Origin of the sequence: Nitrosococcus halophilus Nc 4 (assembly GCF_000024725.1) — a bacterium.
Taxonomy (GTDB): Bacteria; Pseudomonadota; Gammaproteobacteria; order Nitrosococcales; family Nitrosococcaceae; genus Nitrosococcus; species Nitrosococcus halophilus.
On sequence record NC_013960.1, the window covers coordinates 1,231,108 to 1,257,340 of the forward strand.

At 53.5% G+C, this 26,233-nt stretch carries 19 protein-coding genes; 9 read left to right on the top strand and 10 right to left on the bottom strand.

Annotated elements, in window-relative coordinates; genetic code table 11:
* Positions 1 to 209: 209 nt before the first annotated feature.
* From NHAL_RS06085 to ispH, 5 genes are all read right to left on the bottom strand, one after another.
* Complete coding sequence (locus NHAL_RS06085) at positions 210 to 2,918, bottom strand: MMPL family transporter (RefSeq protein ID WP_013032288.1); 2,709 nt, start codon at positions 2,916 to 2,918, stop codon at positions 210 to 212.
* Between the two features lie 26 nt (positions 2,919 to 2,944).
* Positions 2,945 to 3,559: an HpnM family protein gene (locus NHAL_RS06090; protein WP_013032289.1), complete on the bottom strand. Its 615-nt coding sequence runs from the start codon at positions 3,557 to 3,559 to the stop codon at positions 2,945 to 2,947.
* Between the two features lie 112 nt (positions 3,560 to 3,671).
* Positions 3,672 to 4,790, bottom strand: a complete 1,119-nt coding sequence (locus tag NHAL_RS06095) for a glycosyltransferase (RefSeq protein ID WP_013032290.1) — start codon at positions 4,788 to 4,790, stop codon at positions 3,672 to 3,674.
* 86 nt (positions 4,791 to 4,876) lie between these two features.
* Complete coding sequence (hpnH, locus tag NHAL_RS06100) at positions 4,877 to 5,992, bottom strand: adenosyl-hopene transferase HpnH (protein WP_013032291.1); 1,116 nt, start codon at positions 5,990 to 5,992, stop codon at positions 4,877 to 4,879.
* A 30-nt stretch (positions 5,993 to 6,022) separates the two neighbouring features.
* Positions 6,023 to 6,985, bottom strand: a complete 963-nt coding sequence (gene ispH / locus NHAL_RS06105; protein WP_013032292.1) for a 4-hydroxy-3-methylbut-2-enyl diphosphate reductase — start codon at positions 6,983 to 6,985, stop codon at positions 6,023 to 6,025.
* Positions 6,986 to 7,291: 306 nt separating this feature from the next.
* Between ispH and dxs the strand changes: the two genes are divergently transcribed.
* The 8 genes from dxs (at position 7,292) to NHAL_RS06140 (ending at position 20,027) form a co-directional block, all read left to right on the top strand.
* On the top strand, positions 7,292 to 9,214 hold the full coding sequence (gene dxs / locus NHAL_RS06110; protein ID WP_013032293.1) for a 1-deoxy-D-xylulose-5-phosphate synthase: 1,923 nt from the start codon (positions 7,292 to 7,294) through the stop codon (positions 9,212 to 9,214).
* A gap of 84 nt (positions 9,215 to 9,298) precedes the next feature.
* A complete protein-coding gene (locus NHAL_RS06115; RefSeq protein WP_013032294.1) occupies positions 9,299 to 9,691 on the top strand; it encodes a copper resistance CopC family protein in 393 nt (130 codons plus the stop codon).
* A 13-nt stretch (positions 9,692 to 9,704) separates the two neighbouring features.
* Positions 9,705 to 11,348, top strand: coding sequence for a copper resistance D family protein (locus tag NHAL_RS06120; RefSeq protein WP_013032295.1), 1,644 nt, complete (start codon positions 9,705 to 9,707; stop codon positions 11,346 to 11,348).
* Between the two features lie 12 nt (positions 11,349 to 11,360).
* A complete protein-coding gene (glgX, locus tag NHAL_RS06125) occupies positions 11,361 to 13,469 on the top strand; it encodes a glycogen debranching protein GlgX (RefSeq protein WP_013032296.1) in 2,109 nt (702 codons plus the stop codon).
* A gap of 120 nt (positions 13,470 to 13,589) precedes the next feature.
* A complete protein-coding gene (metE, locus tag NHAL_RS06130; RefSeq protein ID WP_013032297.1) occupies positions 13,590 to 15,887 on the top strand; it encodes a 5-methyltetrahydropteroyltriglutamate--homocysteine S-methyltransferase in 2,298 nt (765 codons plus the stop codon).
* Positions 15,862 to 16,008, top strand: a complete 147-nt coding sequence (locus NHAL_RS20955) for a hypothetical protein (RefSeq protein WP_157862490.1) — start codon at positions 15,862 to 15,864, stop codon at positions 16,006 to 16,008. The genes metE and NHAL_RS20955 overlap by 26 nt, the downstream gene beginning before the upstream one ends.
* Positions 16,009 to 16,104: 96 nt before the next feature.
* Entirely contained in the window at positions 16,105 to 17,634 is a 1,530-nt protein-coding gene (gene hpnR, locus NHAL_RS06135; protein WP_013032298.1) for a hopanoid C-3 methylase HpnR, read from the top strand.
* Positions 17,635 to 17,777: 143 nt separating this feature from the next.
* The gene (locus NHAL_RS06140) at positions 17,778 to 20,027 is read left to right on the top strand and encodes a serine/threonine protein kinase (RefSeq protein ID WP_013032299.1); all 2,250 of its coding nucleotides are present in this window, start codon (positions 17,778 to 17,780) and stop codon (positions 20,025 to 20,027) included.
* On the opposite strand, the gene mgtE is transcribed toward NHAL_RS06140, so the two are convergent.
* From mgtE to NHAL_RS06155, 3 genes are all read right to left on the bottom strand, one after another.
* The gene (gene mgtE, locus NHAL_RS06145) at positions 20,004 to 21,371 is read right to left on the bottom strand and encodes a magnesium transporter (protein WP_013032300.1); all 1,368 of its coding nucleotides are present in this window, start codon (positions 21,369 to 21,371) and stop codon (positions 20,004 to 20,006) included. The genes NHAL_RS06140 and mgtE overlap by 24 nt on opposite strands.
* Positions 21,372 to 21,465: 94 nt before the next feature.
* Entirely contained in the window at positions 21,466 to 22,278 is an 813-nt protein-coding gene (locus NHAL_RS06150; protein ID WP_013032302.1) for an inositol monophosphatase family protein, read from the bottom strand.
* Between the two features lie 15 nt (positions 22,279 to 22,293).
* On the bottom strand, positions 22,294 to 23,244 hold the full coding sequence (locus NHAL_RS06155; protein ID WP_013032303.1) for a LysR family transcriptional regulator: 951 nt from the start codon (positions 23,242 to 23,244) through the stop codon (positions 22,294 to 22,296).
* A gap of 142 nt (positions 23,245 to 23,386) precedes the next feature.
* Here NHAL_RS06155 and NHAL_RS21800 point away from each other — a divergent pair, with 142 nt between their 5' ends.
* On the top strand, positions 23,387 to 24,352 hold the full coding sequence (locus tag NHAL_RS21800; protein ID WP_041354683.1) for a YecA family protein: 966 nt from the start codon (positions 23,387 to 23,389) through the stop codon (positions 24,350 to 24,352).
* 20 nt (positions 24,353 to 24,372) lie between these two features.
* Here NHAL_RS21800 and NHAL_RS06165 read toward each other — a convergent pair whose 3' ends face one another.
* Both NHAL_RS06165 and NHAL_RS06170 read right to left on the bottom strand, forming a co-directional pair.
* Positions 24,373 to 24,837 (bottom strand): DUF2269 family protein, encoded by a 465-nt coding sequence (locus NHAL_RS06165; protein ID WP_013032305.1) that lies wholly within the window; start codon positions 24,835 to 24,837, stop codon positions 24,373 to 24,375.
* A gap of 1 nt (position 24,838) precedes the next feature.
* Positions 24,839 to 26,116, bottom strand: coding sequence for an NAD(P)H-binding protein (locus NHAL_RS06170; protein ID WP_013032306.1), 1,278 nt, complete (start codon positions 26,114 to 26,116; stop codon positions 24,839 to 24,841).
* Positions 26,117 to 26,233 lie beyond the last annotated feature (117 nt).

Sequence of the window (26,233 nt, forward strand, 5' to 3'; positions counted from 1 at the left end):
CCGCATAAGAAAGCGGGTATCATCCCTGGCTGCTGCTAGAGACGATAATATACCATGTAACATCCAGGTAAACTTATGCTCCTTTGACGGTGACAAGGGAGCAGTTGATAGTCTTCCAGATCTGGAGATTCCAAGTATTGTTTTGCCGGATACGCGACACTTAATCCGGCCTACGGGCGGTTTATGAGCGCCTCCTCGTAGCAAAGTCATTACCCGCAACGGATAGGCTTAGCCTCCCCTTCATTTGCTAAATTCTCCCCATTTAAAACACGATCGGAGCGACTTTGGGTTGCCATCAGTAGTGCGGGCAGCAGCAGTAGGGTGCATAGCAAAGTCAGGGCGACGCCGACGGTGAGCAAAAGTCCCATACTGGCCATCCCTGGATGGGGGGTAACCAATAAATTGCCGAAGCTGCAAGCGCTCACTAAGGCACTGAATACGACCCCCCGGGCGGTACTGGTTTGCAGGGGATTGCCTGTTTTTGGGGGCGCTTGGCGCATCCGCCGAACCATATGAATGCCGTTGTCAACGCCGATGCCGAGCAAGAGGGGGAGGGCAATGATGTTGGCAAAGTTGAAGGGGGTGTTCAATATCACCATCGCTGCGCCAAGCAAAATCCCCGCTAAGAGCAGGGGGATCAAGACTAATATCGCATCCCGGAGGTTACGTAGCAGAAAGAGCAATATTGCGGTGATTGCTAGGAGGGCATAGGTAAAAGCCTGCTGAAATGCTGCTACGACCGCTTCCCCTGACTTGAGGGTAAGCACTAAGGATCCGGTGGCATCAGGTGCAACACTATGGATTTCTTGGACAAAATGACGTAGGTCTTCAGTCTTGTCGATATCGATGTTTTCCTGGGGAAAAATCTCAATTCGTTGGATGCCGGTGGGGGTCGTCCAACGTTGCTGGAGGTCGGTTGGCAACGTATTCAAGGTAATGGAGCTGGCCTCCAGCGAGTGCCTTAGCCGTGCCAGGTTATCCGGCAAAGTGGCCAGCAGGCTGCGCTGGAGAGTGAGTAGCCACTGCCGTTGGGTGGCATAATCGCTTTGCTTAAGACGATTCAGCAGTTGTTGGAATTGCTCTGCCAGTTCATAGGCCGCCGGCGAAGGGGAGGCTGCAGGATCGGCAAGATAGGACTCTAGGGTTCCCATAAACTGTCGGAGGGTAACCCCATGCTGTTGTGGTTCCAATTCCGCTGGCCCTAATAGGGGCCCTAGCAGGAACGCTAACTCATCAATCAGCGCCAGCTTTTCTTCTTGCCGTTCCGGAATGAAATCCTGGACCGTGACGACGGTCCCCACGGTATCCAATTGCTGTAGCTGATGGGCTAGTTGTTGTGCTTGGCTGATATTTGGGGTTAATACGACTGCGCTCCAGGGCGGAGTAGTTTCAGTTTCAATAAGGTCACGCAAAGTCGATACCGACTCAGAACTAGGGTCCCGGAGATTGAGGGGGTTGTAGTCAAAGCGCATTTGGGGGAGTAGCACCAGCGCCCCCAGCCCTAAGACTAGGCTACTCCAGAGGATGCTGCGTTTATAATGTAAAGGCAATTGGAAGAGAAAACCGAAGATCCCTCCTGATGCTCTCTGGGGGCCGGCGGGGGGTACTGGTAGCAGGCGTAGGAGAGCAGGGAGGAATCCCAGGTTGAGCCCTAGGCTGATAAACATCCCGGTACCAGCGATGAGTCCCAGCTCAGAGACCCCGGAGAAGTCGGTAGGAATAAAGGCATAAAAACCAATGGTCGTGGTGACGGCGCATAGCACCAGCGAAGTTCCCACTTCAGCGGCTGCCGCGGACAGGGCCTCTCGCTGATTCAATTCAGTATGGACAAGCCGCTGATAACGCAAACAAAAATGAATGGCATAGTCGGCGCCTAGACCAATATAGAGTACGGCGAAGGCCGTCGAAATCAGGTTAAGATAGCCTATGGCAACGGTTGCGAATCCAGCGGTGAGAATGAGTCCGCTGATCAAGGTCAGCAAGGTCGCCAATAGGAGAGTAATCGAGCGCAACCCGATAAGGAGCAGGATGCCGGTCATGGCGATGGCCAGGACCCCCGCAATTTTTCCTCCTTCGATGGCGCTTTCTAATTCTTCATGGGAGAGGGCCGCATCCCCGGTGATTCGCACCTGGATGCCAGGGGGAAGTTCCTGGGCGAATGCACGAATGGCTTCGATGGCGGGCTCTGCTGGCAGGAGCCGGCTGAAATCCATGCGGGGCTGAACAATGATGAACTGGCGCCGCTCTTCTGGGGCGGTCTGATCCGCGCTCATCAGCTTTTGCCAGGACAGAGTGTAAGGCTGTCCTGAAAGGGTCGCTCCTATGGCCCGACTAATAGGATCGAGGATAGGCTGCAACTCAAGGGTGGTGTCCCCTTCATGCTTTGCTTTGATAAGCTCGTTGAGCATCTCAAGCAGGCCGCCCAAGGAGGGGTCTTGGGTCAACCGGCCGAGAAAGGGTTGTGCTTGAGCCAGATTATCCGCCATCTCTTCGAGCTCTGGTAAATCCAGATACATTAAGCCGTAGCGCTCGAAGAAATCGTTGGCTTGGGGAAGGTAAACGCGCTTAAATAACGCCTCGTTTTGTTCTAGCTTAGCGGCAAGACGCTGGGTTCCCTCCCACGCCTGTTCGGGAATATCCCCATCGATAACCAGGATGAGGTTGTCTTCGTAATAGGGAAATAGCTGAGAATAGCGCTTGTCGCTTTGCCGAAAAGGAAGATCCGGGGAAAGGATATCCTCGGTATCGGTATTGACACCGAGATTTTCCGTCACATAGTAAAACACCCCCCCTGTGATCACTAGGGTGACAATAACCACCCAGGGGGCTAACCGGTAAACCCAATCCACACAGCGGGCCAAAAAGTTGCCCACTCCATTGATATGGCGTGGAGTGTCAGAAGAGGCGGAACGGAGCATGGCGCGCTAGCTGAGTAACATTAGGATCACGCATCTGCCGGGCCTCGGTAGAGTGCGATTTTTTGTTTAAGTTTATTGAGCAGGCTACTAAAGCCTTCTGTTTTCATAATGTGGCGATATTCAGCGCGTTTGACGGCCAGATCGCTCACCCCGTCAGCTATGACATTGACGATCCGCCATTGGCTGTCAGTCTGGTGGAGGAGATAATCGAAAACGACGCTCGAGCCGTCGGGATCGATGAGTTTGCTCCGGACTCTCATGCCGCTGCGGGGAAGAGGGGATTGCCCTTCAATGGTGAAATGCTCGCCGCCATAACCGTCAAAATGGCGAGCATAATCGACCACAGAAAGTTCCCGGAAAGTCTCTATGAACTGATGGTGTTGCTCGTCGCTAAGTTCATCCCAGGAAGAACCAAGGGTGTAACGGGCAATAAAAGGTAAGTCAAATTCTTGGGTAATCACGGGCAACAGTCGTTGATAGCGACCCTCAAAGCCAAGTTCCTCGGCTTTTTTCATCACCGACAAAAGGGTATTATTCAAACGCTCCACTGCCGAAGAGGGCTGCTCTGCCAAGGCAGGCGGTATGACCAGGGTGATACCCACGAGAATCATCACTATGGCCCCAATTAATACTCGTTTCATGGATCCTTAATTTCCTAGTTCTGATGGGTTGCCTCTCTGGGGGTATGCACCATAGCATAGCTCCAGTGACAGACAAACTGCCCTGCCCGTCCAAAAGGCTGGACATCTTCTTCTAGGCCCTATAGAGGCGGGCTTTCCAGCGGGAACGTTCGCCCCGCCAATAACGCACCGCCGAACTCCAAGTCATGGCTAAATATAGAGCCGCGGTAAGTGGCAGGGTCAAACTCCAAGCGGTTGATAAACCGTAATAGCGCAAAATAGGGAGATAGCTGAGGATCATCCCCATAAGGGCCAGCAGCGCAGTCCACCGCACTCCTGGATCCGTTGCCCCTAGGCCGATGAGTGGCAGCCAAAAGGCAGCAATGAAAATTGCTGAGCAGAGGAGCAATAACCCATTGGAGTAGCCAAGCTGGGTAAAGGCTGTGCGAGCGATCATCTCCCATATGCTGGTCAGGTTGGGGTAGGGGCGGAGGCTGTGGACGCCATGGCTCAGCCCAATCCAAGTCCGATAGCCAAGGCTCTTAACTTGCCGTGCCAGAGCGCAGTCATCGATCAATGCGCCTCGTAATACCCCAAAGCCTCCCATTTTCGCGAGCACTTGGGTTTTGATTAAAATACAGCCGCCGGCGGCTGCGGCTATCCAGCAAGGACCCTTATTGGAAAGGTGAAAAGGATAGAGTAGCTTAAAAAAGTAAACAAAAGCGGGCATCAGCAGTTTTTCCCAGAAAGTCTCCATGCGCAGCCAAGCCATCAAGGAGACGAGGTGCTGTCCTTCTGCTTCCATTTTGTTCCTAATCGCTTCGATCATGCCGGGTTGTAGCCTAATATCCCCGTCGAGGAGTAAGGTGAGGGGGGTCTTGATATGGTGCCGGCCCTGCTCAAGGGCCCATAGTTTGCCACTCCAACCGGGAGGCAAGGGTTTGCCGGCAATGATCTGGAGTTGTTCGCTAGGCATGGCCGCCTGGGCAATCTTAGCGGTGCCATCATTGGATTGGTCATCGACCAGGATCACCTGGAGTCCCTTGCCTTGGTTTTGCAGGGCGCGCAGGGTCTTGCCAATGACAGGGGCTTCGTTGCGGGCAGGAATAAGCACCGTGATCTGGCTCAGATCACAGTCTGGCGAAGGGGCTTGGGCTGCAAGGTTTTCTCGACTACTCCAAGGACGCCAAGGTAACAGCAAGATTCCCCACCATAGGAAAAGACCTGGCAGGGCGACCCACTGGATACTCATAACCTCTAAAAATAGTTTTTATAATTTTTGTTTGTTTGGCTAAGAAACCGTTGAGCACGGCTTCTTAGCTCCCAAGCCTGGTGTCGTTAGGAGGTTCCCCGACTTTTACGGCGCAGGCTATCAACGGGTATGGATACGGTATCTGGCTTTTCTGAATAGTTAATGGGCAACTCGGGGGCCAAGGGGCCTTCAAGGCGCGGTCCCTGGAGGAAAACCTTGAAAGCCTTCAGAGGATGATCCAGGGTATCGTTGACGGCCGTGGCTTCATAGCCGCAATGAGCCATGCAATTAGCGCATTTGGGGTGATTTCCGGTACCGTATTTGCTCCAGTCGGTTTCTTCCATGAGGGATTTGAAGGTGGGAGCGTAACCTTCTTCCGAAAACAAATAGCAAGGTCGTTGCCAGCCAAAAATGTTGCGGGTAGGGTTACCCCAGGGGGTGCACTGGTAAGTTTGATTCCCGGCCAGAAAATCTAGAAAGAGGCTGGATTGGTTAAATTGCCATTTACGTCCCTTATCCAGGCGGAAGATATCTCGAAATAGGCGTTTACTGGCGGCTCGCTGGAGGAAAATGTCCTGGCGTGGGGCGCGTTCATAGCTATAGCCTGGGGAGATGGTGATGCCTTCTATACCCATTTCCATGCAGTAGTCGAAAAAGTCAGCGACTTCTGCCGGCTTGACGCCCTGGAATAGGGTGCAGTTTACCGTGACCCGGAAGCCCCGCTCGCGGCATAGTTTGATGGCGGCTACCGCCCGATCAAACACGCCTTCTTGGCAAACGGAGGCATCATGGTGTTCCCGGTTGCCGTCCAAATGGACGGAAAAAGTAAGGTAAGGGGACGGTGTATAGTCTTTGAGACGCTTGGCAAGCAGTAGGGCGTTGGTGCAAAGATACACAAATTTTTTGCGTTGGATAATGCCTTCGACGATCTCTGGCATTTCCTTGTGGAGCAGGGGCTCTCCGCCGGGAATGGAAACAATCGGCGCGCCGCACTCATCAACCGCATCGAGGCATTCCTGGACACTCAAGCGCTTATTGAGGATCTCCTCCGGGTGATCAATCTTGCCACAGCCGGCACAGGCCAAATTACAACGGAAAAGGGGTTCAAGCATGAGCACCAGGGGATAGCGTTTTTCACCGCGAAACTTTTTGCCCAAAACATAGCGGCCAACACGATATTGCTGGATTAAAGGTATACCCATGCTTTTCCCCCTTGGAACTTTGAAATAACTCTAGTTTTTCGAATGTGCTGCTTGTTTTTGTTGCAACTCAGCGCGCAGTAGCACTGCGGGTAGGCGAAAACTGACGGATTCTTGAACCCCGTCTAAATCCTGGACTTCTTCTACACCATAGTCACGCAACTTGTTTAATACCCCTTGCACAAGCACCTCCGGTGTGGAGGCACCGGCAGTAACTCCCACTCGCGACTGGGGGGTAAACCAACTTGAATCGAGATCTTTCGTATCCTGGATAAGATGGGCAATAACGCCGTTTTGTTCGCCAACCTCCCGCAAGCGGTTAGAATTTGAACTATTACGCGCACCCACGACCAGTAAGATGTCGATTTCTTTACTCATCTCACGGACCGCGTTTTGGCGATTTTGGGTAGCGTAGCAGATGTCATCGAGTTCTGGGCCATGGATTTTGGGAAAGCGCTTCTTAAGCGCGTCGACGACATCGCGAGTATCATCGATACTGAGGGTGGTTTGGGTCACATAAGCCACATGTTCCGGGTCTTTGATCTCCAATTTTTCTGCTTCTTCCACCGAGTCCAGGACATATACGGGCCCCTCCACTCGCCCGCGGGTCCCTTCTACTTCCGGGTGGCCCGAATGGCCAATGATGATCAATTCATTCCCGTGGCGGTGGTATTTCTGTGCCTGGAGGTGAACCTTGGTAACCAGGGGACAGGTGGCGTCAATGACCTGTAAATTATTTTCCTTGGCTGCTTCCACAACGGCAGTAGCGACTCCGTGGGCGCTGAAAATGGTCACAGAGCCAGGAGGTATGGAGACTAAATCTTCGGTAAAGATGACCCCTCGTTGCTGTAAGTCTTCGACAACGTGTTGATTGTGAACGATCTCGTGTAGGACATAAATCGGAGCGCCGTAAATTTCTAGCGCGCGCTCGACTATATCGATAGCACGGACTACCCCGGCACAAAAACCGCGGGGTTGAGCGAGGGTAACTTTCATCGGTTTAATCCTGTTGCTCTCTTAATGTGCAAAAATTTAAGTGTTGTCAGAATGTATTTAATCAGGAAAAAATACAGGCCGCTAGCGCCCTTTGCAAGTACAATCAAGAGAAACCTTATACTTAGAAAGTATTTCTAGGTTTGCCCTCAGCTTATTTAGGGCTTACCTTATTAGGAGAGGAGCGTATTTGAGGATTCACTGTTTTGGGTTCCACCCAGCCATCTCTGGTTCCGACGACAAAATCCTTGCGCCTCCGTACGGTGCTCTACATAATTAAGAGTCTTAACGCCTTATCATGGATAGACCATGACTTCTGCAACTAGCTACCCTTTATTAGAACGGATTGATTCCCCAGAATGCCTGCGCCGTTTGCCTGAGTCCGAGTTGGAGCCGATGGCTGAGGAATTGCGCGATTTCCTTCTCCATTCCGTCGCTCGCAGTGGAGGACACTTAGCCGCTGGCTTGGGGACCATAGAACTGACAATCGCGCTGCACTATGTTTTCAATACCCCCGAGGATCGTCTGGTCTGGGATGTGGGGCACCAGGCCTATCCCCATAAAGTGCTCACGGGACGACGGGAGCAGTTGGGAACTATCCGTCAAGCAGGTGGCTTGGCGCCTTTCCCCGCCCGTCATGAAAGTCCTTACGACATTTTCGGCGTGGGCCATTCTAGTACTTCAATCAGCGCTGCCCTCGGTATGGCCATCGCCGCTAAGCAAAGAGGTGAGAATCGCAAGAGCATCGCGATTATTGGGGATGGCGGGATGACAGCGGGAATGGCCTATGAGGCTTTGGACCATGCCGGCGCCTTGGATGCCGATTTGCTCGTGATCCTGAATGACAACGAGATGTCTATCTCCCCTAATGTGGGGGCGATCTCCAGCTATTTAACCCGGTTGTTGAGCGGCCGGGTTTATTCCACCGTGCGGGAAGGCAGCAAAAAAGTGCTCGAGCATATGCCGCCTCCCATGTGGGAATTAGCGCGCCGCACGGAAGAACATGTCAAAGGGATGGTGGCGCCGGGGACCTTATTTGAGGAGATGGGATTTAATTACTTCGGCCCTATGGATGGGCACGACCTCGCCTCCCTGGTCCGCACCCTACGGAATTTACATAAGTTGAGCGGGCCTCGATTGCTGCACATCGTCACCCGCAAAGGCAAGGGTTATACGCTGGCTGAGGAAAACCCGGTGACCTACCATGGGGTGACTCCCTTTGATCCCAAGGTCGGGCTTCAGCATGCGCCAAAGAAACCCTCGCCCGCGGTGAGTTACACCCAAGTCTTCAGCCAGTGGCTATGTGATATGGCTGCCCAGGATGCCCACTTGGTGGGGATTACGCCTGCCATGCGAGAGGGTTCGGGTCTGGTGAAATTTTCCGAATGTTTTCCAGAACGCTACTTTGATGTAGGTATCGCTGAGCAGCACAGCGTCACTTTGGCTGCCGGGATGGCCTGTGATGGGCTCAAACCGGTGGTGGCGATTTATTCCACTTTTCTGCAGCGGGCCTACGACCAACTGATCCATGATGTTGCCTTGCAAAACCTGCCGGTACTCTTTGCAATAGACCGGGCGGGGGTGGTGGGACCAGACGGGCCGACCCACGCGGGCAGTTTTGACCTGAGCTATCTTCGCTGTGTTCCCAACATGGTTGTCATGGCTCCGGCTGATGAAAACGAATGCCGGCAGATGCTCTATACCGGGTTCCTGTTGGAGCAGCCTGCAGCCGTCCGCTATCCTCGTGGGAAAGGTCCTGGGGTGGCGGTCGAAGCAAAAATGACAGCACTCCCGGTGGGTAAGGCGGAGCTAAAGCGGGAAGGCCAAGGTATTGCCATCCTGGCTTTTGGTGCCATGGTGGCACCCGCCCTGGAGGCGGCGGAAAAGCTCGATGCCAGCGTGGTGAATATGCGCTTTGTTAAGCCCCTGGATGAAAACATGATTCTGGAAATGGCCATGAGCCATGAATTGCTGGTGACGGTGGAAGATAACGCTATTGCCGGCGGTGCCGGTAGTGCCGTAAACGAGTGTCTCGCGAACCACGGGATTCCGGTGCCTGTGCTTTTGCATGGCTTGCCCGATTGTTACTTGGAACATGGCTCCCGAGAAGAACTACTGGCCCACTGCCACTTGGATGGGCCGGGAATTCTCCGGAGCATAGAAACTTACCGGGCTCAATTGCCTAAATCCAAGGCCGCTATGGCACCTTCCGTAATAGGCGTCCATGGCTAGCCGGGGAAATGGGCACTTAGGATTGTCTTACTTGCGCTGGCAAAGAGCTTGTCCCACTTTGTGGAGCTAAGGAAACGGGGAAGATTGCCCCCATTGACCTGGGGGCTTGCCTTTAAGTTCTGGGTTTTATGGGTCCTGGGGGCAGTGATGACCCTGGCTTGGGGACACGCGGTGATTGTGAAATCCTCGCCTGCAGATCAAGAGGTCCTAGCCCGAGCTCCCGAGGCCATTATGCTTCGCTTTAACGTTAAGATAGAAAAGGCTTTCGCCCAGGCTAGCCTATGGGGGGCCAAGGATCGTCCGAGACGGCTGTCCATTCCTGAGAGCAATTTTGCCCCAGAGGCCGATCCAGCCCGCCTCTATATTCCACTGCCCTCCCTAGCGCCGGGCCCCTATCAAGTGCGCTATAAGATCCTAGCCACTGACGGGCATACCACGGAAGGAGTTATTCGTTTCGTTATCAGCGAGCCCCAGTAAGTAGCAGGCAACAATGACCCTGTTAATCGAGTTTTTTGACGTTTTACTGCATGGTCTTGACCTCATCGCCTTAGGATTGGCTGTGGGAGGGGGGGTGGTGGCTCTTGCCGTGTTACGGCCTTGGCAGCCTCTCACCATTATGGGCCGAATAGCGCTGCAGCGAAGTGCTCATTTGATCACAGTGGGAGGCGGGGTATTGGCCGCCACTCAGCTCCTCCGGCTTGCGTTTCAGTTTTGGACTTTGGCCGACGACTTCAGGGAGTGGCCGCTAGCGCAGTTTTTAGCAACCGATTTTGCTCAAGCGGGGATAGTCCGGATCATTGTGGTTTTAGGGCTTACCGCAGTGTCCTGGTTGTGGCTCTCGCGGCGGCCTACTTCTCTAGCCGGTTGGATAGGGTTGGCGCTTTTGGGTGGGGGAGTGATGATCGCGGGAGCTTGGCTGGTCCATGGGGCAAGCCGGGTTGATAACCGGGTGCCCCTGATGACTATTACCGTGGTGCACCAGTGGGCTGCTGTCGTCTGGGTGGGGGGAATCTTGCATCTATTAGCCCTATGGCGGCTGCTATGGGGAAATCTAGAGGCTTCCTATCTTTGGCCCCGCTGGATGGCCCGTTTCTCGCCTGTGGCGTTGGGCGCGGTGGTTCTCCTGGCCGCTGCCGGTGTCTACCTGGCAATCAACTATGTGGGGAGCTGGCAAGGCCTGATAGGCACCGGCTATGGGACCATGGTGCTCACTAAAGGGGTGCTGCTGCTTTTGGCGCTGGGCTTAGCCGCGAGGAATTTTTCCCAAGTTAGGCGTTGGCAAAAGCAGCGCCAAGCGACGGGGGTACTGGAAAAATTACCGCCTTTCCTGGGTGCGGAGGCCTGGGTATTGAGCATCATCCTGCTCTCGGCGGCGGCCCTGGCTTCATTGCCACCGGCGGTGGATACCCCTGACCAACAGGCCAGTTTTACCGAAGTCGCGGATCGTTTTATGCCCAGGATGCCCCGCTTAGTGCCTCCATCGCGGGAAGAATATTCGGCGGCTGCCAGCTCTGTCTTTGACATTTATTCTTTGCCCGTGGCCGTGGAAAGGGCTCAGAGTGAGTTTAATCACAATTTCTCTGGTGCAGTAGTCTTGCTTATGGCGTTGTTAGCGCTTGTGGATCGCAGTAAGTTTTTTACCTGGGCCCCTCATTGGCCCCTGCTGTTTTTAGGGCTGGCTGTTTTCCTGTTCCTATTTGCCGCTTCTACCGTTTGGCCCCTGGGAGCGGAAAGTTTTTGGCAGACCTTACAAGTGCCGGTGGTACTGCAACATCGCCTGTTGACGGTGCTGGTCATTGCCTTGGGTTTATTTGAATGGCGGGTGCGGACGGGAAAGCTAACCCATCCCCGTGCCGTTTTGGTTTTTCCCCTGCTCTGTATGGTGGGCGGTGGTTTATTATTGACCCATTCCCATACGGTGTTTGCCCTGAAATCCGAATTTCTCATTGAAGTCAATCATGCCGCTCTCGGTATCCTGGCGGTCGTCATGGGCGTGGGGCGCTGGTTGGAGCTTCGCCTGGAGTCTGCTGAGGGTTACTGGGCCGGTTGGGTTTGGCGAGTATCATTTGTTCTGGTTGGACTGCTGCTATTATTTTATTCTGAAGCTCCAGTAACTGATGGAGAGAAACATTGAAGCGATAAGCCGATGAAGGTATGGCCGGGAGAACCCTATCCTTTGGGTGCAACGTGGGACGGAGCGGGGACTAATTTTGCCCTTTTTTCAGAGCATGCGACGGCAGTCGAGCTTTGCCTATTCAATGGCTCAGATGAGACTCGGATCGAGCTTCCGGAAGTGACTGACTTTTCCTGGCATGGTTACTTGCCAGGGGTAGGGCCAGGGCAGTGCTATGGTTTCCGCGTCCATGGCCCCTATGAACCCCGTGCCGGCCATCGTTTTAATCCGGCTAAACTTTTGCTTGATCCCTATGCCAAGGCCATCGCAGGATCGGTGCAGTGGACTGATGCCCTCTATGGTTATCAAATCGGGCATCCCGATGCCGATCTCAGCAAAGACGAGCGGGACAGTGCTTCGATTCTACCCAAATGTGTGGTTATCGATCCCAGTTTTGATTGGGAAGGAGATCGCCAACTTTGGACCCCCTGGGACGACACAATAATCTATGAGGTCCATATTAAGGGCTTTACTGCTCGCCATCCAGAAATTCCGGAGCATCTGCGGGGAACTTATAGCGGCTTGGCCTGCCCGGCGGTGATTGACTACCTTCACTCCCTGGGAGTGACCGCAGTTGAACTGATGCCCGTTCACCAGAGCGTTTCCGAACGCCCTTTGGTTGAACGGGGATTGAGCAATTATTGGGGCTACAATTCTATCGGCTATTTCGCGCCGGATGCCCGCTATGCTGCTAACTCTGAACTAGGCCAGCACGTCACCGAGTTTAAGGCCATGGTCAAGGCATTACATCAGGCGGGGATTGAGGTGATCCTAGATGTGGTTTATAACCACACAGCCGAGGGGAACCAATTGGGACCTAGCCTTTGTTTTCGAGGGATTGATAATGCCAGCTATTATCGCTTAAAGCCCGACAACCCCCGTTACTATATGGACTACACGGGCTGCGGTAATACCCTCAACATGATGCATCCCCGCACCCTTCAGCTGATTATGGATAGCCTCCGTTATTGGGTTCTGGAGATGCATGTGGATGGGTTCCGATTCGACTTGGCGGCGGCCCTCGCCCGGGAGCTCCATGAGGTGGATCGTCTCGGTGCTTTCTTCGATATTATTCATCAAGATCCGGTGATTTCCCAGGTCAAGTTGATTGCCGAGCCCTGGGATCTCGGCGAGGGGGGCTATCAGGTCGGTAATTTCCCGCCGGGCTGGGCCGAGTGGAATGGGAAATATCGGGATTCTGTGCGGGACTATTGGCGCGGGGTGGATCAAACTTTAGGGGAGTTTGCCTACCGCTTTACGGGAAGTTCCGATCTTTACGAAGCTAGCGGCCGCCGGCCCCATGCCAGCATCAACTTCATCACCGCCCATGATGGTTTTACCCTCCACGATTTGGTTTCTTATAACGAAAAGCATAATGAGGCCAACGGGGAAGATAACCGGGACGGTGAGAGTCATAACCGCTCCTGGAATTGCGGCGTCGAGGGGCCTACCCATGACCCTAAAATCAATAACCTCCGGGCTCGCCAGAAACGTAATTTCCTTGCGACCCTATTTCTATCCCAGGGGGTCCCCATGTTGCTGGGGGGGGATGAGCTAGGCCGGACCCAAGGGGGGAATAACAATGGTTATTGCCAGGATAATGAGATCTCCTGGTTTGATTGGGACCATAAAGATAATACTTTGCTGGAATTCACCCAACGCCTGATTCATTTCCGAAAAGAACATCCTATTTTTCGCCGTCGGCACTGGTTTCAGGGCCGTCCCATTCACGGTGGCGATATCTTTGATATTAAGTGGTTCACTCCGGAAGGGCAGGAGATGTCCGAAGAAGATTGGAATGTGGGTTATGCCAAATCACTGGGGGTGTTTTTAAATGGGGCAGCGATTGCGAGTACCGATCGTCGTGGTGAGCCGCTGGTTGATGATAGCTTCTATCTATTATTTAACGCCCATCACAAGCCACTGACTTTTACGCTTCCGGATGAAAAGTGGGGACAACGCTGGGTAAAAACCCTGGCCACGGATGAGCCACTCCCTGAGGAAGATTCAGACTTTTACCCGGCAGGCAGCGAAATAGGCGTTAAAGGCCGAGCGTTGCTGTTATTACGCCAGGTCAGTTGAATCTATCTTTATGAATGTTTTTCATGAAAATATAAAAATAATTAAATTGTATTAATAAAGTGCCTGCGCCACACTATCTCTTGTTTTTACACACAAGAAATAAATAGGGAGGTATTCCTCGTGATCTTGGCGCACAATTTGGGATTCCCACGGATAGGCAGCCACCGGGAGTTGAAGTGGGCATTGGAGTCCTATTGGAAAGGACGTTGGAACCAGGAAAAGCTCACTCAGACGGCGAAGGAGTTACGCGCACTCCACTGGCAACGGCAGCATGAGGCCGGCCTGGATTTAATCCCGGTAGGTGATTTTTCTTGGTATGACCATGTTCTCGATATGTCTACCCTGCTGGGGGTGGTGCCGCCGCGATTTGGTGAACCCCAAGATGAAGTCGATGTGGATACTTATTTCGCCATGGCCCGAGGGCAGGGGTCGGGCGGTGAGGGGGGCGCGGCCTGTGAAATGACCAAATGGTTTAATACCAATTACCATTACATTGTCCCTGAGTTTCAACCGCAGCAGGATTTTCGTCTTGCCAGCAACGCCCTATTTAACCAAGTCGCGGAGGCCCAAGCGCTGGGTTTTTCCGTTAAACCGGTATTACTTGGGCCCTTAAGCTTTTTATGGTTGGGCAAGGTTAAGGGCGAGGCCTTTGATAAGCTTTCTTTGTTAGAGTCGCTGCTTCCCGTTTACGGCCAGTTGTTGCACCGCCTTCAAACCCAAGGAGTCGAATGGGTTCAGATCGACGAGCCCATTCTGGTTTTGGATTTGCCCGCGGATTGGAAGGCGGCTTTTGAAAAGGCCTACTCTGGCCTGGCGAATAGGGGTCTAAAATGCCTTCTGACCACTTACTTTGGCGCGCTTGGGGATAATACTCACCTTGCTTGCCACTTGCCTGTAGAGGGGTTGCATATCGATCTGGCGAGCGGTCCCGAGCAACTGACCAAAGTTTTGGATGAGCTTCCTCCCTATAAAGTACTCTCAGCGGGCGTGGTTGATGGGCGCAATATTTGGCGTAATGATCTGGAGGCCAGTCTCGGACTGCTGGAACCGCTGCGGGAACGCCTTGGGGAGCGGCTTTGGGTGGCCCCTTCCTGCTCCTTGCTCCATAGTCCCATGGATTTGGCTCTGGAGCCAGCACTGGATGAAGAATTGAAGTCATGGTTGGCTTTTGCGGTGCAAAAAATCGAAGAGGTGGTAACCCTCAAACAGGCGTTAGTTGAAGGGCGGAATTCGGTGGCCGGGGCCTTGGAAGTTTCGGCGGCAGCCCAATCTGGCCGCCGCCAGTCAGATCGGATTTATCGGCCGGAAGTCAGGTCCCGCATGGCCAAGGTGAATCCGGAGATGGCCCGGCGCCGTCACGACTATTCCATTCGTGCCCAAGTCCAGCGAGAACAGTTAAAACTGCCCCCTTATCCGACCACCACAATTGGCTCTTTTCCCCAGACTTCGAGCATCCGTAAGATACGACGGGATTTTAAGGCGGGCCGGATTTCTGAGCAGGAATACCGGCTGCAGATGGAAGCGGAGATCGCCAGGGCCATCGAGGCTCAGGAAAACTATGGGTTAGATGTGCTCGTCCATGGGGAAGCTGAGCGCAATGACATGGTGGAGTACTTTGGCGAGCAGCTAGAGGGCTTTGCCTTTACCCACAATGGCTGGGTCCAAAGCTATGGTTCCCGTTGCGTTAAGCCACCGATCATCTATGGGGATGTGACTCGCCGGCAGCCCATGACGGTAGCGTGGATACGCTATGCCCAATCACTGACTTCTAGGCGGGTAAAGGGGATGTTGACAGGGCCGGTCACTTTGTTGCAATGGTCCTTCGTGCGCGATGATCAGCCCTATTCGGATACCTGCCTCCAACTGGCCCTGGCTCTCCGCGATGAAGTTCAGGATTTGGAACAGGCGGGTATCAAAATTATCCAGGTGGACGAGCCGGCTTTTCGGGAAGGGTTGCCATTGCGGCGAACGGAATGGGAGCACTATTTGGATTGGGCGGTGCGTTGTTTCCGAGTGGCTTCTACGGGAGTGGGGGACGGAACTCAGATTCACACCCACATGTGTTACTCGGAGTTTAACGATATCATTCATGCTATCGCTGCCTTGGATGCGGATGTCATTACCATTGAAACTTCCCGCTCCGGTGGGGAACTGTTAGAGGCTTTTGCTGCCTTCGAATATCCTAATGAAGTGGGGCCTGGGGTCTATGACATTCATTCTCCAGCACTACCCAATGTCAACCAAATCGTGGGCTTGATTAAAAAGGCGGCTGAATATGTTCCCGCTGAGCGGCTTTGGATCAATCCCGATTGTGGTCTCAAAACCCGCGATTGGCCAGAGGTGGAAGCGGCGCTTTGCACCCTGGTGGCGGCAGCACAAGAATTACGGACTGATGAAGTGGGCCTTGCTAGGCGGTAAAGACATCGGCTTGCCACGCCAGGCTTTCCTGCCTGGCGGCCAAGTCCCGCCCGCCCCTTCCTGGGACGGGCATTCACCGGTCTGGTCACGTCAGCCCCAAGACCAATGGGGTTTCCTCTAAATGGGAACCGCCCTAGCTCACGATTACCTGGAATTAGCTAAGCGTTTCTACTAGATTTTTTGTTATCGCTTGCGACGTGAGCAAAAAGGTGGTGCCATGCGTTTTCTCGCTGTCCATCCAGGCCCCCTCATGTACACCGAGGTTTTTTTACGGCTGGAGCCTTTGGGGCTTGAGTTGGTTGCCGAGGCGGTTCGGCGTGGGGGGCATGAGGTCCGAATCATTGATTTGCAAGTAGAAAGCCACGCTGCCTATTTTAAGCTCATTGAACATTGGCGCCCCCATGTCATTGCCTTCTCATGCAATTTTCTAGCGAATGTTCCCGAAATTGTTGATCTGGCAAAAGAGACCAAAGGATGCTTGCCCCAATGTTTTATTTTTGTGGGGGGGCACAGTGCTTCTTTTACTGTCCGGGAACTTCTGGAGCACGGGGAAGGGAGTATCGACTGTATTCTTCGTGGGGAAGGGGAAGCTTCTGCGGCACAGCTTATGGATGTGGTCGAACAGGACAGGGAGGCCATCACCGAAGTGCCTGGGGCTGTGACTCTGGAGGGGGAAGGTCCCGCCCCTGTCATGGTGCCCAGTCTTGATGAGGTGCGCCCCGCCCGAGATTTGGTACGGCACCGCCGTAAATACTTTATTGGCCAGCTTGATCCTTGTGCTTCCATTGAATTTTCACGGGGGTGTCCTTGGGATTGCAATTTTTGCAGCGCCTGGACCTTTTATGGCAGAAGCTATCGCACTCTCAGCCCGGAGGTGGCTGTCGAAGAACTGGAACGGATAAAGGAGCCGGGTATTTTCATCGTTGATGATGTGGCCTTTATCCAATCAAAGCATGGGCTAGAGATCGGTGAGGCAATCGCCCGTAAAGGCATCAAGAAAAAATTCTATCTTGAAACCCGGGGTGATGTGCTCTTGCGCAACAAGGATGTTTTTAAGTTTTGGCGGGACTTGGGGGTGGAATATATGTTTCTGGGCCTTGAGGCTATCGATGAAGAGGGATTGCGTAAATTTCGCAAGCGGGTCCCTTTTGACAAAAATATGGAAGCCCTCGAATGCGCCCGTTCCTTAGGAATCACCGTGGCCATTAATATTATCGCGGATCCGGATTGGGACCGGGAGCGATTTGAAGTCGTTCGTCAGTGGTGTCTTGAGGTCCCGGAGGTGGTGAACATCAGTATCAATACGCCTTACCCGGGTACGGAAATCTGGCACACCGAATCCCACCGCCTAACGACTCGGGATTACCGTCTCTTTGATATTCAACACGCGGTACTTCCAACCCGGCTTCCCTTGGAGGAATTTTATGCGGAGCTTCTTAAAACCCAACAGGTCATGAATATGAAGCATGTCTCCTGGCGGACGGCGAGGCACTTAACCGCATTAGTCGCCCAGCGCCTGTTTAGGGGCCAATTCAATTTCTTAAAGATGCTTTGGCGCTTCAATAAGGTCTACAATTTAGAGCGCTTACTTGCCGATCATGGACGGCCACCCAAGTATGAACTGGCTTTGCCCTCTGCTCCGGGAACGGCGGTTGATCCGAAAACGCTCTACGTTCATAGAGTGCAAGGGCGACGGAAACCGGTGCTTGATAGGGCCACTGCACAATTTGTTGAAGAAACTCGATAAGCATCCAGAATTCAGGCTATTAGGCGGCCTTTCATCCCCCCAGATAGATGAAAATCCACTGTGCCGTGCTTTACGGGCACAACTATCTATCTTCTCTTGAGTCTATACCCTAAAATGTATAAGGTTTTCAGATAGGCTCTCAAATGGATTCTTCTATCACGGCGTCCCGCAGTCAGTCGCTTAGCCCGTCACTATCTGGCAGCCAGTCGTTCCTCCTGCGCAGGCGACTTTGGTTATGGCCCATTATTGCCGGCATCGTACTGGGCGTAATCGGCTGGTTTATGCATAGCTATGTCGAGGGGGCGCTGAAAAAGTCAATGGCAGCCAATCTCAAGACGATTCTTGACGCCGACGTTGCCGCCCTAAAGATTTGGCTGGAGGACGAGGAAATGTATGCCGGAACCGTTGCAGTGGCTCCACAAGTTCGCGCTCATGTGGAGGAACTGTTGGAACTGGCTAAAAAACCCAAGAGCCCTGAGACGATGCTCCTGAGGGCAAGATCCTTGCGCGAGCTTCGCAAGGAGATGCAGCCTTGGTTGGTGGCTAGGCACTACAATGGCTTCGTCGTGATTGATCCTGGGGGACAGGTCATCGCCGCTCAGCGGGATATCCTCATTGGTAGATCCAATCTCCCGCTTCCGGAAGAAGCTTTAGAGAAGCTTTTTCCAAAGAATGGCAGTGAGCTCAAGCCTTTGATCATACTCCCTTTTCGCAGTGTGGCTTTGTTGGAGGACAAGGATCAGATCCTGCGAGCAGGGTTACCCACTATGTTCGTGGCTGCACCGATTTTGAAAGACGGGAGCCCCGTCGCCGCGATTGGGCTGCGTATTCGACCTGAAATGGTTTTTACCCGAATTCTTTCTGTGGCCCGGGCTGGTGAAAGTGGTGAAACCTACGCCTTTGATAAAAACGGTTTATTGATTTCCCAAAGCCGCTTTGAGGATGAATTAAAATCTATCGGCTTGTTGTCTGATCGGGAAGGGGAACAGTCGATTCTAAATATCGAAATTCGCGATCCTCAGGTCAACATGGTTGCAGGAAAACGCCCCCCCCTGAAGCGTTCAGAGCGGGAGTTAACCCGTATGGCGGCGGATGCCACCCAGGGTAATAGCGGTGTTGATGTAGAAGGCTATCGGGATTATCGAGGCGTGCCCGTCATTGGTGCTTGGAACTGGTTGCCGGAGTACGGTTTCGGGGTCACCACTGAGGTGGACATGGAGGAGGCGTTTTATCCGCTGTATATCCTCCGTTATACCTTCTGGGGATTATTTGCATTGCTGAGTGCCAGTGCCGTGGTTATCTTTATCTTTACGGTGATTGTCGCTCGGTTGGAGCGGCAGGCTCGGCAGGCCGCTTTACAGGCAAAACGACTGGGCCAATATACCCTAGAAGAGAAGGTGGGCACGGGAGGGATAGGCGTGGTTTATCGTGGACATCACAGTATGCTCCGTCGCCCTACCGCTATCAAACTGCTGGATATTGAGAGAACCACCAATGAAACGATCGCACGTTTTGAACGTGAGGTCCAGCTCACCAGCCGGCTTAATCATCCCAATACGGTTGCCGTCTATGATTATGGTCGTACCCCCGAAGGGGTCTTTTATTATGCGATGGAATTTCTCGAAGGGATTAACTTAGATACGCTGGTGAAACGTTATGGGCCACAACCTGAAGGTCGTGCCATTAAGATTCTCGAGCAAATCTGCGGATCGCTGATTGAGGCCCACGGTATTGGCTTGATCCATCGTGATATCAAACCGGCGAATATTATCCTGAGCCAGCGCGGTGGGATGTCCGATGTGGTCAAGTTGCTCGACTTTGGTCTCGTTAAAGCCCTTGATGCAGGTAAACAATCAGCCTTGACCGCCGCTGATACATTGACGGGAACGCCTTTGTATGTTTCACCGGAAGGTATTGCCCATCCCGAACGGGTTGATGTTCGCAGCGATCTCTATGCGGTGGGGGCTGTGGGCTATTATTTGCTGACCGGAAAACCCGTTTTTGATGGTAAGAGCGTGGTGGAAATCTGTATGCATCAGGTTCACACACCGCCAGTTTCACTTTCCGAACGGTTGGGAAAACCGGTTTCCGAGGACTTGGAAAGGGTGATCATGAAGTGTTTGAAAAAGGACCCTGAGCAGCGCCCCCAAAACGCAAAGGAGCTGTTGCTTGCACTGCGACAGTGTAAGGCTGCTGGAAGTTGGAGTGATGAGGATGCTGCCCAGTGGTGGAAAGAACATCAGTCCGAGATAGACCCAATGACCTCCCCTGATGCAACCGCTGATTCCCAGGGTACTCATGCCCGCGAGACCACCTTGATAGTCTCCAAACCCGTGGGAGAGCAGTGGCCACCTGAAAATGCCCACAGGTTACAGGAGAAAAAAAGTGGCTAGACCAAGAAAAGTGAAAAACCCAAGCACATCAGTGGTAGCCATGAGCACTACCCCACCCGCCAATGCGGGATCAATCCCTAATTTGTGTAGAGCAAAGGGGATGATGGTTCCAGCCATGGCCCCATTGAGTAGATTAATGGTCAGAGCGGAGGCAAACACTAGGCCAAGGTTAATGTTCTGATACCAAATTATACCCATAGCGGCTACCGTTAGGGCGAACAATAAGGCATTGACCGAAATCACGCCCAATTCCTTTCTCAGTACCCTTCCTATGTTACTCGGTCCCACTTGATCCAAGGCAATACCTCGAGTGACCAAGGTCAATGTTTGGGTGCCGGCAATACCGCCCATGCTGGCCACGATAGGCATGAGTACCGCCAGCGCCACCAGTTGCTCGATGGAATTTTCAAACTGTCCGATGACCCAGGCGGCGATAAAAGCATTGACCAAATTGACGCCAAGCCAGATGGCTCGCCGTTTGGCGCTGGGTATGATGGGGGCGAACATATCGCTTTCTTCTTCCAGCCCCGCTGTGCTCATGAGCGTATGGTCGGCTTCTTCGCGGATCACATCGACCACATCATCCACGGTAATTCGGCCGATCAATTTGCCATCTTCATCCACCACGGGGGCGGAGAGAAGATCATAGTCTTCGAATAACCGCGCCACTTTTTTGGCGGACGTCATGGCGGGAATAGGCTTAATCTCGGTGTTCATGACTTCGGAGACGATACGGTTTTCTGCCAGAGAGACCAGATCGCTAAGGGAAAGGATGCCCATGTATTGGGAGGCCCGGTCAACCACGATCACCGCATCCATATGCTCGGGAAGTTCTCCCTGCTGGCGGCGGGTCCTGCGCAAATAACGCAGCACCGCGTCCAGAGTGGCGTCGCCCCGGACGGCTATCGCATCCACATCCATCAGACCGCCGGCCGTATTATTGGGATAGCGGCTCACGGCCTCAAAGCGTTGCCGCCGCTGCTCATCCATGGTTTGCAGAACAGCCGTGCGGACTTCTTTTGGTAGACGCTTATAGAGGTCGGCCAAATCGTCTATATCAAGTCCAGAGACTGCTTTAACTAGATCGTCAGGAACCGATTCCGCAATGAGGCCATCCTGGACTTCTTCATATAATTCGATCAGTACTGCCCCCTTGGTTTGGGGAGCCAGCAGTTGCCAAATTTGGAGACGCCTTTCCCAAGGAAAGGCTTCCAGGGTATTGGCGATAGCGGGAGGATGACTGGCCTGTAGTTGTGCCGCTGCGCGGTTTAAATCTTCAACATTGAGGGCCTCTTCCAGTTCAGCGAAGAGTTGGCTGTCGTTCTCGTTATTTTGATCTGCCACGGTGATACCTCATCTAGGGCAAAAATGCCGATTTCCCAGGAGCCTTCAGGAGTATCCTCGCTTGATGCTATTTTCCATCGGGAGGAAGTGGGCGTTATTGGGTTCCCCTTGCTTGACGAACAATTCCTAACCAAGTAATCCATTCATTAAATAGGCTTTCTTCTAAGGCGGCAGCCACCGAACGTGGTTCCAGTGTGGCCCGGAAGACAGGTTCCCCGGCTAAACTCAAGGCATGGCCGCCCGCTTCGCTGAGTATCAAGCTGCCGGCGGCATAATCCCAGAGTTTTTGTCTCCCATGGAGGTAGACGTGACCACGACCAGCAGCAATCCAGCACCAGTCAAGGGCCACTGAACCCAAGCTTCGTTGGGAACTATAGGGAGGTTCTGTGGCTAAACGGGTTGCCAACTCAGGGGGGAGGCGCTTGAAATCAACCAGCCCGATTCCTCCTCCCAAGGGAGCGCTAGGGTAACGCTCTCCCACAGGGTTGCCATTAAGCCATGCCCCTTGACCTTTTTGGGCGCTGAAACACTCATCACGGAGGGGATCATAGACCAGACCTAATACCACTTCCTGTTTTAAGATCAGCGCAAGGGAGACGCTGAAACAAGGGATACCGGCGGCAAAATTGCGGGTGCCATCGAGGGGGTCGAGGCACCACAAGCCCTGATCCGTGTTTGCCAACAAACGGTTTTGTTCTTTCTCCTCCATTTCCTCGCTGAGAAATTCAAACTTTGGCCAGCGTGCGGTTAGGGCGCGACCTATTTGATTTTGCATGGCTAAATCGGCTTCGGTGAGTAGACTCCCGTCTGCTTTCCTTTGACTGCCAATGGCAGCAAACCGGGGCAGCAACTGTTCCCGGGCCGTGTTTATGATAATTTCACTGAGTGGTTCCAGATCAGGGGTCATAGCTCCCGTCCATTATTAGAATATTGCATGATTAGAAGGCTGGTCCGCTGAGGCGGGCAAGATTCCAGACAAGTTCTGGAAGCAGGTCTCCCGCGCCAATTTGATAAAATCTTGCATGAAAAACCGATCTTTTTCTTCCGCTCGCACGGCAGCAAACAGGGTCGCCCACAATCCTGCTTGGCCGAGGGGGAGGGCCTTGACGTATCCTTGCTTGACTTCCTCCACTATGGCCCAGTTGGGAAGGGCCGCCACCCCTCGATTGCTGGCCACCAACTGCAGGATCATGAGGGTCAACTCTGCGGTCCGTTGGCCTGCCGGCTCAACGCCTGACGGGTCTAGAAAATCGGTATAAAGGCTCAGCCGGTTCCGCTCTACCGGGTAGGTAATCAGGATTTCCCCCCTAAGATCAGCCGGCTCCACCCAAGCTTTATTGGCCAGGCGGTGGTGAGGAGCAATAACGAGCATGCTTTGGAACCGGAACAGGGGATCATAACTAATATCGGGCAGATGAAGGGGATCGGAGGTGACGACCAGGTCAATATCGCCCCGCTGCAGGGCGGGCAGTGGCTCAAAATTAAAGCCCAGAGAGAGATCCATTTCTACCTCCGGCCAACGATTGCGAAAGGCATCCATGGAGGGCAGCAGCCACTGGAAGCAGCTATGGCATTCCACGGCAATGTGCAGCCGTCCCGCGCGCCCCTCCGCCATGCAGGCTAGATCTCTCTCTGCCGCCTCCACCTGAGGTAGGATTACCGCCGCCAACTCTAGCAGGCGTTGACCGGCGGAGGTCAGTCGCAGCGGATGGCTTTTTCTGATGAACAACGGGCACTCAAAATACGCTTCCAGGGCCTTCAGTTGATGAGAGACCGCTGATTGGGTTAAATGCAAGCGCTCGGCAGCTTGGCTGACGCTACCGGTCTCTTGCAGGCTGAGTAGGGTTCGGAGATGGCGAAGCTCAATAAACATAACCTGAAGTATGAACCACTTTATTCTGGCAGGAAACTGTCTTGGGTTCAGGGTGGTCTAAAGTTTTTTCGCAATTTTTCTGTGATAAGTCCCCCGAGTAGGCTAGGTTGGACCCTATTTAGGGGATATTGGGGAAAATGAGTTGGAGAATTTTTTAGAGGACAACATGGAAAGGGAAATACGGCTTCCTAACTATTCGCCGGAGAGACTCCAAGCGATGAGCAACCAAGAGCTATTGGGTCTTTTGACGGCTCTGGAGGACCGGGTTCCGCGAGAAGTGGTTGATGAGAATGTGGCCCGTGGTGAAGCGATGCTACCGCTGTTGGAAAACTACCTTGCCGATGAAGCCAATTGGTCTAATACGGCCAGTAGCGGTCAATGGTGGGGCTTACTCCATTGTGTGTTTATTCTCGGGGCGATGGAGACTCCTAGAGCAGCAAAACCCTTGCTAGAAGCTTTGTCGCGGATGGGCGAGAATGAAAATGATCCCGCCTGGGAATGGTTTAGCGGCTACTGGCCGGCTCTATTCCGTGGCAAGTTCGCTGCGGTTTTGCCTGAATTAGAACACCTGATGCAAGACCGAACTAAAACCTGGTTTACCCGTATCCATGCCCTGTATTGTATTACTGCTGCAGCTCAGGAACAGGGCACGAAAGCTTTAGAACAAAACCTTGACAGGGTCGCGGCCCTCGCCGCCGATCGGAGTGATGACAATATTTTCCGTGCCAGCGCAGCTAGCTTATTGTTGAGTTTTCCCCGCGCCCGACACCAGGATTTGCTGGAGGAATTGATCCGTACCCAAGTGGTAGATCCAGATTTCCCAGAATTTAATTTAAATGACATTAAAGAGGCATTGGCTGAAGGGGATCAACCTGAATGGGAACAATTTAACAATCCTTTATCCTTCTATGATGCCGAAGAGATTCGCAAGCGACAGGAGCGCTGGGAAGAGGAAGCACTGGAAGAAAATGAGGATTGGAATGTGCCCCTATCAGAATCCCGTACCTCTTCTACGATTTACATGCGCACTACCCCCAAGGTTGGCCGTAATGATCCTTGTCCCTGTGGCAGCGGTAAAAAATATAAAAAATGCTGCTTGGGAAAATAGGAGCGGTAGTCACACCCTGCTCAGAGAGGTTTGACGACCATCAGATAAAACACGATGACCATGGCAATGAAAGCAGGGATACCCAGGCCGAGCCAGATGCGCCCATAACGCCAGTACAAGGGGGGCAGCGTCTGACCGTGGCGGTGGGCAGCCTCAGCCATGTCCCGCATACGAAGCTGGAGCCAAACGACAGGGAGCCAGCAGGCGCCGGCGAGGAAATAGAGAGCGAAACTCCAGATAATCCAGCCTGAAAGTAGAGGAAAACCCGCCAGATAGGCCAGATAAAGGCCTGAGAGGGGTTGAAAAATGACGGTGGGCGTAGTGAACAACCAGTCCGCCCAAACCACATGCCGGGTGACCACGGCAATTACCCGCGGGTCTCCACAACGATTGGCGAAATACATGTAGTAAGCGCTTCCCAAGCCGGTTCCAAAGAGCAGGGTAGAGGATAGGATATGCAGCCACTTGACAATCAAGTATTCCATCTCACTCCTCGGTGACCAGTAAGGCGACAAGCAGGGCCAGGATGGGGACGTTTTTGGCGAGGGGGCCAAAAGGGTGCGCCCAGAATTCGGGGAGATACCAAGTGATAATGGTGCTGTAGACCAGAATCACGCCGATCTGTACTCGCCAAAGCCAACGGGCTCGGCTCAGAGTGAGGGTGGCCACTCCCAGGATAATGTCAAGCAGTGAGGCACCATAGAGGGCAATGGGTGCCAGCACGCCGGTAATGCCGGTGGCCGCCAGCAGGGCATAGCTTTGCTCCACGGGATAAACGCCTAGCGAGACCACGCCGGCAATCAGCCATACGAAGGCCAGGGCGAGCCGCAGCAGTGGCCGCAGCCAGGCGAGGCGTGCCGAACGGCGGGCAGCGGCTTGCCACAAAGGCGGGATGAACTCGCCAATCCCACGGGGCGATCGTCCTAGCAGCTCTTTGATGGCTTCCGGAGGGGCCGTATTGCCCCGTTCGAGCATCTCCAGTGCTTCCCGCGATAGTAGCGGCAGGTTCAGTCGCTCAGCCACCGGCGCGGCAGCATGCACCAGCCCCCTAGGCACCGGCAATACCACCGTGGGGGGCAATCCCAGGGCACGACGCAGGTTCGTGAGGAACTCGCGAAGGGAAACGGGCTGAGGACCCACCAGAGGGATTCGGCAGCGGGTGGGGGCATCGGGTTCAAGCAGGGCGATGACGGCTGCCACTAGATCGTCCAAAGAGACTGGCTGTACCTGTTGATGGCCTTTACCAGGAACAACCAAGAGGGGCATGGCCGCCAGCATGGTGAAGAGGGAAGCGCTTTGGCCCCCAGGGCCGAAGACCAAAGAAGGCAGGACAACTACCCACTCAAGGTCAAGGGAGGCGAGATAATTGTCGGCTGCCCGTTTGCTGAGATGAAAGCCGCTGCGGGCTTGGGAATCAGCCCCGAGAGCGGAAATTTGGATCACCCGCTGGACGTCCATTTGGGCGCAGGCGGTGAACAAGGCCCGTGGTGCTGCGGTATGGATTGCCTCGAAGGTTTGAGTGCCCTGCTCGGTGAAAATACCGACCGCATTGATCACCCCTTGGATACCTGTTAATCGCGGCCGCCAATCCTCCGGGCGCTGATCCTGAGTAAAATCAACAGGTATGCATTCAACTCCGGGGAATAGGCGGGCAAAGCGATCAGGGCGACGCACAGCCCCTACGACTTGATGTCCCTGGGCAAGAAGCCCAGTTACTAAATGTTGGCCAATAAAGCCATCTGCGCCGGTGACCAAGACTTTCATGGGGAGCAGCCCTCAGTCATTCCGTTTCCCTCGCGTTGTTCAATTCTGTCCTATAATTTATATTAAGTGATTCGAAACCCAGAGGGTGCAGATTTATTGGTGCGATTAAACATCCTT